The following is an 11,634-nucleotide window of genomic DNA, read 5'->3' as shown; positions in this document are numbered from 1 at the left end:
ACTATAGTATAACTGTAATTGATAGCGCTATCAATGAAAATTGAATTGGGGGAGAAAAATCATGAAAAAATTGAATGTTTTACTTGTGTGTGGATCTGGAGCCAGCTCAGGTTTTATGGCTGCTAATATTCGTAAAGCTGCTGCTGAAAAAGGATTGGACATAAAAATTACTGCTCGCGGTGAAAGTGAGATTGAAAACTACATTGACGACATTGATGCGTTAATGGTTGGTCCCCATCTAGCGTATATTTTGGATGAAGTAGAAGAATTTGTTGGTGATGCACCAGTGAAAGTGATTTTGATGAAGCCTGAATACTATGCCATATTAAACGGAAAACAAGCTTTGGATCACTTGTTGGAAGAGGTACAGTAGCTTTCAGAATGGAGGGAATAAAATGCAATCCTTAATTAACTGGCTGGAAAACAGCTTTACGCCCAAAATGAATAAAATCAATCATAACGTTTGGATCGTGACTCTTAAAGACTCAATCATGCAGGCTTTGCCATTAATTTTCTTAGGATCGGTCTTTTGTATGCTGGCAATTTTAAATGATTATTTTCCAAGTTTACCCAATTTCTGGACACCATACGGATGGACGATGGGGATGATCTCACTCGTCATATCTTTTCTGATTCCTTTCAACTTGATGGAGAAAAAAAGACTGCGTAAGCAAAGAATCAATGCTGGAATGTCTGGAATCATCTTATTTTTGATTATTATTTCTCCACAAGTCATTGCTGACGGAGAACCTGGTTTTAGTCATAGTGCGCTTGGTGCAGGGGGAATGTTTATTGCAATTGTTGCAGGACTATTCGCTGGTATGGTGTTGAATTTATTTGGAAAGTTTTCTTTTTTCAGTGAGGAATCGGTGATTCCCGATTTTGTCCGCTCTTGGTTTGATGCTATGCTGCCAATCGGTATTGTTGTCCTTACCGGATGGATCTTCGTTGATCTTCTTGGCTTTGATGTCTACAATGCTGTTCTAGCCATCTTTATGCCATTACAAAGTGTGATTGAGACGCCATGGGGCTTTTCATTGATGATGTTGATTGTTTGTTTCCTCTATTCGTTGGGAATTTCAACATGGGTATTAACGCCTGTTTTAAATCCAGTTTTATTGACTGCTATTCAAGCAAATATTGACGGAAAGGCAATGAATTTAGTAACTGATCCAACTATTTATTCTGCTTATCTATGGATTGGCGGTATCGGCTGTACAATGCCTCTTGTTTTTATGTTGATGCGCTCCAAATCAAAAAAATTAAAAGCCTTGGGTACGGCTTCGGTTGCTCCGACGATTTTTAATATCAATGAACCGATTGTTTTTGGCTGTATTGCTTGGAATCCACTATTGATGGTCCCGATGTGGTTACAAGGGTTGATATTGCCATTAATTGTCTGGTTATTTACGAAAGTCATTGCTTTTGCACCTATTCCAACAGTCATGTTTCAAATGTGGTACTGTCCATTTCCGATTGCCACTTGGCTAACTACCGGAACAATTTCAGGCATTCTGCTAATGCTGATTGTTTTTGTCGTGGCGGCAGCGATTTGGTATCCATTTTTTAAAGCCTATGAAAAACAAGAATGCGAAAGAGAAGCTGCTGAAGCAACTGAAAGAGTATAGAAAGATAATTGTGAAAGAAGGTCTTAGAATGGTGAAAGAACAAATCGTTCAACATGCCATGCAGATAATTCTACATGCGGGAGATGCCAGAAAGCATTGTATGGATGCCTTGAAAGCGATTGAATCATATGATTTTGCACTGGCTGAAGTGGAAATAAAGCAAGCAAATGAGGAGATTGTACAGGCACACCGCATACAGACAGATGCAATTACGGCTGAAACATCTGGTGAAGATGGAGAGTATTCTGTGTTGTTCGCACATGCACAGGATACATTGATGACTATTTACAGTGAGATAAATATTGCTAAACGCATGCTGGCAATTTTTAAAGCCTATGATCGGCGCATTGAGCAATTGGAGAGTAGACTGGAAAGAGAGGAAGAAAATGACTAAAATACCTGAAGGTTTTCCAAAAGATTTTTTATGGGGCGGTGCTATTGCAGCTAATCAAGCTGAAGGTGCGTGGGATGTAGACGGAAAAGGCTGGTGTGTGGCAGATATTAATGAGTTTCTTCCAGATGTTGACTTAGAAAAGAAATCTAATATGGAAATAACGACAGCTTATATCAAAGAAGCAATGAACAGTACAGAGCGAATTTTTCCAAAACGGTGGGGAATTGATTTCTATCACACGTATAAAGATGACTTGAAATTGCTTGCTGAATTAGGGCTAAAAACATTTCGGACTTCTATCAACTGGGCAAGAATTTTTCCAAACGGAGATGAGTTGGAGCCGAATGAAGCGGGTTTGCAGTTTTATGACGATTTATTTGATGAAATAATAAAAAATGGTATGGAACCAATGATCACAATGTCTCACTATGAAATGCCACTTCATTTGACAACTTCGTATAAAGGCTGGTATTCAAGAGAAGTTATTGATTTCTTTGTCCGTTATGGTCAAGTTCTGCTAGATCGCTATCATGACAAAGTAAAGAAGTGGATAGTGGTTAATCAAATCAATTTAATTGTCCATGAATCGTTCAATCATCTTGGAATTCCTGAGGATGCAGTAGAGGATTTGCTTTCTGCTAAATATCAAGGAGTACACAATGAAATGGTTGCTAGTGCATTGATTACAAAATATGCGCATGCACATTATCCAGATAATGAGATCGGCATGATGCTTTGTGGCGGTCCATCTTATGCGGCATCTAGCAAGGCGGAAGATGTTCTAGCTGCATTAAAATTAAATCAAATGGAGTATTTCTTTGCAGACGTCTTACTTCGCGGCCGCTATCCTGGTTATGCTTTCCGTTACTTTGATGATAAAGGCATTCATGTAACTTTTGGAGAAGATGACGAAGAAGCACTGAAGCATACGGCAGACTTTATGTCTTTTTCTTACTACTATACACAAATATGCGATCAAGACTCTTACGATAAGGATTTAGGACCACACAGAAATAAGGAACTACCAGCAAATCCTTGGGGGTGGACAATTGATCCCATTGGCTTGAGAATTCTTTTAAATGAGTTTTATGATCGCTATCAGTGTCCAATTTATATCACTGAAAATGGGATTGGCTATTTTGATAAATTGGAAAATGGGAGCATTCATGATTCCTATCGTATAGAGTATTATCGAGATCATATTCGAGCCATGAAAGAAGCAATCAAAGATGGTGTGGATCTGCGCGGTTACTATGCTTGGGGACCCATTGATATAGTCAGCTGTTCGTCTAGTGAAATGAGCAAACGCTATGGATTTATTTATGTAGATAGTGATGATTATGGAAAAGGCAGTGGCGAAAGAATCAAAAAAGATAGCTTTGCTTGGTATCAAAGAGTTATCCGCAGTAATGGAGAAATCATTGACTAAGATTAAAGAGAGTTAAAGAGAATAGAAGATAAGTGCTGGCTGCTCTAGCTGAATGCTTTCTTTTAGTGGAAGCAGACCATCCACAAACTCAAAGGAGCAGTCCTCTATAACCCGGATTTTCAGGTTACAAAAGAGCTTATCGCAGGCATAAAACAAAAAGTACTCGAAAATGACTTTTTGTAGTGACCCCAAAAAGTTAGACTTTTATGGAGTGGAGAAATCCACTCCTTTTTTGTATGATAAGATTAACTGTTAGACAGCTGTTTTTACAGCTTCTCGAAACTGAACCGGACTTCGCCAATTTAATTTCTTTTTGATGCGTTTATGGTTGTAATAATAGATATATTGGTCAATTTTTGTTTTCAATTCATCTAAACTCCGATAGACTTCTCCGTGAAAAATCTCTTGCTTTAATAAACCAAAGAAGTTTTCCATAGGTGAGTTATCTAAACAATTCCCTTTACGAGACATACTCTGGAAGATTTTATGCTGCTTCAATTTATTCTTATGAGCATTCATTTGATAGGCCCATCCTTGATCTGAATGGAAGGTTCTACGAAATGGACAATCATTTGTCATCTGGATTACTTCTTCTAATCCTTTCATTATGGCTAGTGCGTTTGGTTTTTCAGAAATCCGATAAGATAGAATTTCACTATTGTAGAAATCCATGAAAGGATCTAAATACAGCTTTTTCTGACGAACGACACCTGTGGTGTCTACTTCATAATACTTAAACTCTGTGGTATCAGTTGTAATTTTTTGGTGACAGATATTTGTATAAAACCGACGATGAATACGATTTTTGGCGACAGTGCCAACCTTCCCACGATAAGAATTGTACCGTCGAGATTTTCGAGTGTAAGACTTTACTTCGATACCTAGTTTTTTTATCAGACGTTGAATCTTCTTTTTATTGACATGAATCCCTTGATTCTCTAATTCTTTTTTTAGTCGCAGACAGCCGTAATCTTTATGATCTTTGCGAATTTCAAGCATTTTTTCTTCAATTTCTTGGTCTGGGTTTGGTCTGCCAAACCGTTTCTGCCAATACATATAGGTTGCTTTAGGAAATTTCAATGTTTCAAGAAGCTCAACTAGTTTGAATGATCCTCGGAGGCTGGCGATGATTCGTGCGATTGATTCTTGCGTCTTTGCTGGGCTTCCTGTTTTCGCAGCTTCCTCAACTCTTTTAAAAAGGCATTCTCAATTTGAAGGGATCGGACTTGCTTTTCTAATGCCTTGATACGATCGCGTTCTTCAGTTGTTGTATTTTCTTTTTTGTTTTCTTTTTTTCTAGTCAAAGTAAGTGGTCGCCCTTTCTCTTTTGAGAGCCCCTCAATACCTGCTTCTCTGAAATTACGCATCCAATTGGCAATAAGCGCAGGGTTGTTCATTTCTAAAGTGCTAGCAACTTCTCGATAGGACATCTCACTTGTTTGATATAACTCTAGCGCATTTAACTTAAATTGAACAGAATATTTCTGATTTTGATGCTTTCTCAATAGACCTTCCTCTCCGTATTCACGATAGACATTCACCCAATTACTTACTTGAGACTTGCTTGAAATACCGTATTTGTTGGCAAGATACCGATATCCGCCCACGCCACTAAGATATTCTTTAACGATTTTTAGTTTTAATTCAAAAGGATATTTTGCCATACAAATAACGACCCCCAAAAGTTAGATTTTTTGGTCTAACTTTTGGGGGTCGCTTCAAAATGACTTTTCGAGTACTTTTTGTTTTATTGAGAGCACCATTAACTGACAGCTGCAATGCTCTCTTTAGCTGTGACTAGTTAGAAAGAATTAATCTGCCCGCAAAGCGATCGCAGCATCTTTTTTCGCTGCCATCCGTGCTGGGATATGGCCGCCGATCATGGTTAGGATCGTGCTGACCAGAATTAAGATCAATCCATGGACTGGATTCAGTTGTGCAACATTTTCCAACTCGGTCATATTGTATAAGACTGCGTTGATTGGGAAAGTAGCTAACCAAGCAATCAAGACACCTAATGCACCTGAAGCAATCCCGAGGATACATGTTTCAGCATCGAAGACACGAGTGATATCTTTTTTACGTGCACCTAACGCTTTTAGAACACCGATTTCTTTCGTACGTTCCAAAACTGAAGTATAGGTGATGATACCGATCATAATCATGCTCGTCACTAATGAGATAGCGGCAAAAGCAATCAGAACATAAGTGATGGCATCCATCAAGCCGCCGGTCAATTGCGTCATGGTTCCAGCTAAATCAGAATAAACGATTTGATCTTTACGATCTTTGCCTTTGTTGTAAGCATCAAGATAGTCCAAGATTTTTTCTTTGGAACTAAAATCATTTGGATAGATCATAATACTGTTTGGCAAGTCGCTGCCACCTAAGTAATCGATTAGAGAATCGCGCGTGCTAGCATCGATTTTTTCGTTGGTCATAACATTGATATCACTGTCTTTTTGGGCTTTGACGATTGCCGAGTTTTTGTTTTCTTTGATAACTTCTTGGGCTAATGCATCGCTATAAGCGATCCCGGTAGAAAGCAAATTCATCGTAGATTTTTCTTTGATACGTAAAATCCCGCTGATTTTTAATTCTTTATTTGCACTGTTGTCATAAACAGCTGTTAAATCTTGATTTGGGATAAAGTTCCCAGTTGGCAATTCAGTATAAAAGGCATCGTTAAGTGCCAACTTGACTGTTGTTCCTACGATATCATCGAAAGACACTTTATCGCCGTCTTTGATATCAAATCCTAAGTTGATCAATGCGTTGACGTTCGTCACGTTGTTCTCGTCAACGATCAGTACAACGTCATTTGCTGATGCAGGATATTCTCCCTGCAGCAAATCATAGTTGTCTTTCAGGAAGTTGCCGTTTTCCTCAGATAGTTGTTCTGGGAAGGTTGAAACGCCGATTCCCGTCGAAGCACTCATTGCGGACATCATGGCATTTGTCTGCTCGTTATCAGCTGAAGCATTTGAAAAGCTGACTTGTTCTACTTTATCATCGACCTTACGCAGTAAGTTCAACGAAGTCGAACGAGTGTAGCCAATGTTGTTGCTTAACTCAGGATCAATTTTATTGAGATAGTCAAGAAAGTCCTGATCAATATTATTGATATGGGTTGCCCGGTCAGCGTCACTCAGTTTTGCGGTCACTTCTTTAGTGGACGGGAAATTCTCTTCTTTAGTACGAGTACTGATTGCAGAAGGGTCTTGTTCCGTCGTTACTTTAGAGATCGTGATCGGGAAACGGGCCAATGTTTCAGACTGTGTATTATCGATTTGCTTTTGGAATCCGGTCGATAAAGACAAGACGATGGCAATGCCGATGATCCCAATGCTTGAAGCAAATGCCGTTAAGAAAGTTCTGCCTTTTTTTGTCCGGATATTATTGAAAGAAAGACGCAATGCAGTGAGGAAACTCATCTTCGTGTGCTTTAATTCAAATTGATCTTTCTTTTGTTCTTCAATATGCGGGTTAGAATCTTTTAAGATTCGACCATCCTTGAACTCAATGATTCGATCCGCATACTGATTCGCTAGTTCCGGGTTATGGGTAACCATGATTACGAGCTTTTCATTGGAAAGCTCTTGGATCAGCTTCATGATTTGGACGCTAGTCTCTGAATCCAACGCACCCGTCGGTTCATCACAAAGCAGAATATCTGGGTCGTTGGCTAATGCTCGGGCAATCGCTACCCGCTGCATTTGCCCACCAGAAAGTTGATTTGGCTTTTTGTGCATATGGTCCGCAAGACCAACCCGTGTCAGCGCATCTTCGGCTTTCGCTCGTTTGACTTCTTTTGAAACACCGCTTAGTGTCATTCCTAGCTCAACGTTATCAATAATCCCCAAATGACTGATTAAATTGTAACTTTGGAACACAAAACCGATCGAATTGTTCCGATAGGCATCCCAATCACGGTCCTTGAAAGATTTGGTCGATTTTCCATTAATGACCATGTCTCCAGAGTCGTAGTTGTCTAATCCACCGATCACATTTAGCATGGTGGTTTTTCCAGAGCCGCTTGGTCCCAAAATGGCTACAAACTCTTGTTTTCGGAAAGCAACCGAGACACCGTCCAATGCTTTGGTGGTACTTGATCCTACTTTATAATACTTCTTGATATCTTTTAATTCTAGCATGCTGTCACTCTTTTCTTGCCATTTTCATGTTTTTTTCATCCTGTTTAAAAGCTATCATAACAGTTAACAAAAATCAACAATCGTTATTGTTTTGCAGAAGTTCTTATACTAAACTATAGAGAAGAAAAGAGGGAGAAAATGACAAAAGCGATAGAGAAGTTTGATATATCAGTATTTGCAGAAGTTTTCTCACTACTGGGAAACCTTTTGTTTGAAGAAGTTGGGTTTGAAGATTTAAAATTGACAAAGATGGAAATACTTGAATTGGTTATCATCGCAGCTAATGAAGGGATGACGATGTCGGAATTAGCAAGACAAATCGGCACATCGAAGGTCCAGATTAGTCGTTCGATTGCTGGATTGGAAAAAGCTGGGTTTGTCATTCGCAAAACCAATGAAACGAATCGGCGCAGCGTCAATGTCTTTATGTGTGAAGCGGGAAGAGAATTGTTTAGTCGCAAAAAACAACAAATTGAGGATCGCTTGAATGAGAAGGTTTCGGCAATGCGCCCTTCGGATTTTACAGAGCTTTATCAGGCGCTGACTACAGTGATTGGTTTGTTGCGGAAGTATGACATTTTAAAAGAACACGCTTGCTCGAACAATTCTAAACCAAGTAAATGATCCCCAATTTATAGCAATGCAAACGATTGCTTCGTTTGTGTTATTTGATGTTTCTATTATATTTCTCGCCCTTTTGTAAAAAGAAGAGGATAAAGCAATCGATTGCATATTTTGCTTGTATTCTCTTCTTGTGTGTGGGAAAATAGAGGCAACAAATAATTAAAGGAGTCTGCTATGAATACTACTGCTATTTATCATCGTCCAGAAAGTGAATTTGCTTATTTATTTGAAAAAGACAAAATGCACATTCGGCTGCGCACAGCTCGTCAAGATGTGCGTCACGTGCAATTATTATGCGGGGATCCGTATACCTTATACAAAGAAGCTTGGTACCAACGAAGGATCGAAATGGATAAAATCTTGTCTACGGACTTGCATGATTATTGGCAAGTGACTGTAAGTGCAGAATTTCGCCGATTGTCTTACGGCTTCTCAATTGAAAGTTTTGACGGTCTCCATGTTTTTTATGGGGATCATGGGGTCTATCCTTTTGAAGAGCAATACTTAGAAATGAACAACAATTATTTCCGGATGCCTTACTTTCAAGAAGCGGATCGGTTCAAAGTGCCGGAATGGGTCAAAGAAACCGTCTGGTATCAAATTTTTCCGGAGCGCTTTGCCAATGGCGATCCATCGAATGATCCTGAAGGCACATTGCCCTGGGGGTCCAAAAATCCTGATCGGCAAGATTTTTTTGGTGGAGATTTACAAGGTGTGATCGACCATCTGGATTATCTCGTTTCGCTAGGGATCAATGGGATATATTTCTGTCCGATTTTTGAAGCCTACTCCAACCACAAATACGATACCATCGACTATTTAGCGATTGATCCGGCATTTGGGGATAACGAGACCTTTAAACGGTTGGTGGAGGAATGTCATAAACGAGGAATCAAGGTCATGCTTGACGCAGTTTTCAATCACATAGGAGATACTTCCCACCAATGGCTCGATGTCATTAAGAATGGTGCAGATTCTCCCTTTGCCGATTGGTTCCATATCAATGAATTCCCTGTCAATTATAAAGAAGGCGAAGATTTTGAAGATGCTTATGATATCACGTATGATGTGTTTGCATTTACCCCGCATATGCCGAAGCTGAATACAGAGAATCCGGATGTTCAAGACTATCTCCTGAAAATTGCTCGTTACTGGATCGAAGAATTTGATATCGATGCTTGGCGCTTGGATGTAGCCAATGAGGTGAGCCATAATTTCTGGAAGAAATTTCGTCAGGTCTGTGATGAAGCCAAAGACGATTTTTATATTTTAGGAGAGATATGGCATTCTTCTCAAAGATGGCTCCAAGGGGACGAATTCCATGCAGTCATGAACTATGCTTTTACAGATGCAATCATTGAATACTTCGTCAAAGGCGAAATATCAATGACAAAGATGGTCTCGGAACTAAATAATCAATTGATGCTTTATCGGGACCAGACAAATCAAGTCCAATTCAATATTTTGGATTCTCACGATACGCCGCGTCTATTGACATTGGCACGAGGCGATAAGGACCTGATGCGGCAGGTGATGGCTTTTACCTACTTGCAGCAAGGGGTTCCCTGCCTGTATTATGGCGATGAAATCGGCTTGACCGGGGATATGGATCCGGATTGCCGGAAATGTATGGTTTGGGAAGAAGAAAAACAAGACCGCGATTTGTTGCGCTTCACAACTGATTTGATTCATTTGCGCAAGAGTCATCAAAAAATCCTTTCAGAGGGCTCTTTGAATTGGAACGTGATTTCTGAAGAAGAAGGATTGATCATTTTTGAGCGGGAATTAGGTGCGCAACGAATCATTGGAATCTTTAATACCGGGGAAGACCAACTCACATTGTCTTGCCCAGAGGAAATTTTATTAGATCAGTTTATGCAGATCGAAGATGAGACAATGATCATTGATAATAAAGGATTTGTCATTGCAAAAATCAACAATGAAATCAGCAATAATTAAAAAATAAAATGAGGCAAGATCTGTTAAAACAGGTCTTGCCTCATTTAGGCTGATTGGGTTTTATTTCCCCATGCACGTTGGAAAGAATCTTCCCCAAAATTCTTTCTACTAATATTATAGCCTATAACCCGTAGATGTGACAAATAATAACAGTCGAAAAATAACCCTTTTTTGAAAAAAAGCGAAAGAAGAGGGAATTTTCAGATTTTTTCTTTTTCTTTCTGAGAATGCTTATGTAAGATCTTTTCTTTTTGCTTAAATATGATAAACTAGTAAAAATGTATTTTTATTCGAGGAGTGATCAAATGGATAGAGGGTACCGGGTAGCTGTTGTTGGTGCGACTGGCGCAGTTGGAACAAAAATGATTGAGATGTTAGAAAAGACTACATTGCCGATCAAGGAATTGATTCTATTGGCTTCAAAGCGATCAGCTGGGAAAACCTGTGTCTTCAAAGGAGCCACTTTGGTCATTCAAGAATTAACTACGACCTCATTTATTGGAGTAGATTTGGCTTTATTTAGTGCTGGCGGCAGTATCTCCAAGCAATTTGCCCCAGAAGCGGTTAAAAGCGGTGCGGTCGTAATCGACAATACGAGCTACTTCCGAATGGATCCGAATGTCCCTTTAGTGGTTCCCGAAGTAAATGCTCATGCTTTAGCAAAACACCAAGGGATTATCGCAAACCCAAATTGTTCAACGATTCAGATGATGGTGGCATTAGAACCGATTCGGCAACACGCAGGTTTATCGCGGATCATTGTTTCGACGTATCAAGCTGTTTCAGGTGCCGGTGCTAAGGCAATGGCAGAATTGACACGGGAATCTCAAGCTTACTTGTCAGGAACACCAGCTGATCAGTTGGCACCAGAGATCATGCCAGCGGGCGGTGACAAGAAACACTATCCCATCGCATTCAATGCCTTGCCGCAGATCGATGTTTTTGCGGAAGATGATTACACCTATGAAGAGTGGAAAATGATTAATGAAACCAAAAAGATCATGGAAGACTCAGCGATCCAAGTAGCGGCTACTTGTGTTCGGATCCCAGTCTTTAGCGGGCACTCAGAATCTATTTATATCGAAACAAAACAACCTGCGGAATTGACTGCAGTCAAAGAGTGGATCAAAGCAGCTCCCGGAGCAGTTCTGCAAGACGATCCAAGTCAGCAGATTTATCCACAAGCACTGACGAGTGTCGGTAAGACAGAGACCTTCGTCGGTCGGATTCGAAAAGATTTAGATGTAGCGAATGGTCTGCACCTTTGGGTGGTAGCGGACAACTTGCTGAAAGGTGCTGCCTGGAACTCTATCCAAATCGCAGAATCGCTGCATGAACAGTCTCTAGTTCGAGTGTAAATCATAAGTTTTTCAGAAAAGTGTAGCGAATGCCACGCTTTTCTTTTTTTTGTTGTATAATGAAAGAGACGGCTTAGGCTAGGGAAAT

Annotated in this window: 10 protein-coding genes; 7 read left to right on the top strand and 3 right to left on the bottom strand. The window is 39.8% G+C overall.

What is annotated here, in order from left to right; all coding sequences use genetic code 11:
- Positions 1-61 precede the first annotated feature (61 nt).
- From EG2_RS00135 to EG2_RS00120, 4 genes are read left to right on the top strand one after another with little or no spacing between them, the layout of a single operon-like run.
- Positions 62-373: a PTS sugar transporter subunit IIB gene (locus EG2_RS00135; protein WP_034705290.1), complete on the top strand. Its 312-nt coding sequence runs from the start codon at positions 62-64 to the stop codon at positions 371-373.
- Positions 374-395: 22 nt separating this feature from the next.
- Positions 396-1,628 (top strand): PTS sugar transporter subunit IIC, encoded by a 1,233-nt coding sequence (locus tag EG2_RS00130; RefSeq protein WP_003128746.1) that lies wholly within the window; start codon positions 396-398, stop codon positions 1,626-1,628.
- Positions 1,629-1,659: 31 nt separating this feature from the next.
- Positions 1,660-2,022 (top strand): PTS lactose/cellobiose transporter subunit IIA, encoded by a 363-nt coding sequence (locus tag EG2_RS00125; RefSeq protein ID WP_003128748.1) that lies wholly within the window; start codon positions 1,660-1,662, stop codon positions 2,020-2,022.
- Positions 2,015-3,451 carry a glycoside hydrolase family 1 protein gene (locus tag EG2_RS00120; protein ID WP_005472648.1) on the top strand — a complete coding sequence of 479 codons (1,437 nt, stop codon included), beginning with the start codon at positions 2,015-2,017 and terminating at the stop codon, positions 3,449-3,451. The genes EG2_RS00125 and EG2_RS00120 overlap by 8 nt, the downstream gene beginning before the upstream one ends.
- Positions 3,452-3,703: 252 nt before the next feature.
- On the opposite strand, the gene EG2_RS19935 is transcribed toward EG2_RS00120, so the two are convergent.
- The 3 genes from EG2_RS19935 to EG2_RS00105 all read right to left on the bottom strand — a co-directional run bounded on the left by EG2_RS19935 (position 3,704) and on the right by EG2_RS00105 (position 7,605).
- The gene (locus tag EG2_RS19935; RefSeq protein WP_409359858.1) at positions 3,704-4,579 is read right to left on the bottom strand and encodes an IS3 family transposase; all 876 of its coding nucleotides are present in this window, start codon (positions 4,577-4,579) and stop codon (positions 3,704-3,706) included.
- On the bottom strand, positions 4,549-5,115 hold the full coding sequence (locus EG2_RS19930; RefSeq protein WP_005473325.1) for an IS3 family transposase: 567 nt from the start codon (positions 5,113-5,115) through the stop codon (positions 4,549-4,551). Before EG2_RS19930 ends, EG2_RS19935 begins: the two co-directional genes overlap by 31 nt.
- A gap of 147 nt (positions 5,116-5,262) precedes the next feature.
- Positions 5,263-7,605 (bottom strand): ABC transporter ATP-binding protein/permease, encoded by a 2,343-nt coding sequence (locus tag EG2_RS00105; RefSeq protein ID WP_060813014.1) that lies wholly within the window; start codon positions 7,603-7,605, stop codon positions 5,263-5,265.
- A gap of 138 nt (positions 7,606-7,743) precedes the next feature.
- Here EG2_RS00105 and EG2_RS00100 point away from each other — a divergent pair, with 138 nt between their 5' ends.
- The 3 genes from EG2_RS00100 (at position 7,744) to EG2_RS00090 (ending at position 11,546) form a co-directional block, all read left to right on the top strand.
- Positions 7,744-8,229: a MarR family winged helix-turn-helix transcriptional regulator gene (locus EG2_RS00100; protein ID WP_003128751.1), complete on the top strand. Its 486-nt coding sequence runs from the start codon at positions 7,744-7,746 to the stop codon at positions 8,227-8,229.
- A 174-nt stretch (positions 8,230-8,403) separates the two neighbouring features.
- Positions 8,404-10,188 carry a glycoside hydrolase family 13 protein gene (locus EG2_RS00095; RefSeq protein WP_003128752.1) on the top strand — a complete coding sequence of 595 codons (1,785 nt, stop codon included), beginning with the start codon at positions 8,404-8,406 and terminating at the stop codon, positions 10,186-10,188.
- A 305-nt stretch (positions 10,189-10,493) separates the two neighbouring features.
- Entirely contained in the window at positions 10,494-11,546 is a 1,053-nt protein-coding gene (locus EG2_RS00090) for an aspartate-semialdehyde dehydrogenase (RefSeq protein WP_005472640.1), read from the top strand.
- The last annotated feature ends 88 nt before the right edge of the window (positions 11,547-11,634 follow it).

It is taken from the genome of Enterococcus gallinarum NBRC 100675 (assembly GCF_001544275.1).
GTDB lineage: Bacteria > Bacillota > Bacilli > Lactobacillales > Enterococcaceae > Enterococcus_D > Enterococcus_D gallinarum.
The sequence above is the reverse complement of the archived record's forward strand: the minus strand, read 5'-3'. Positions and strand labels throughout refer to the sequence as shown.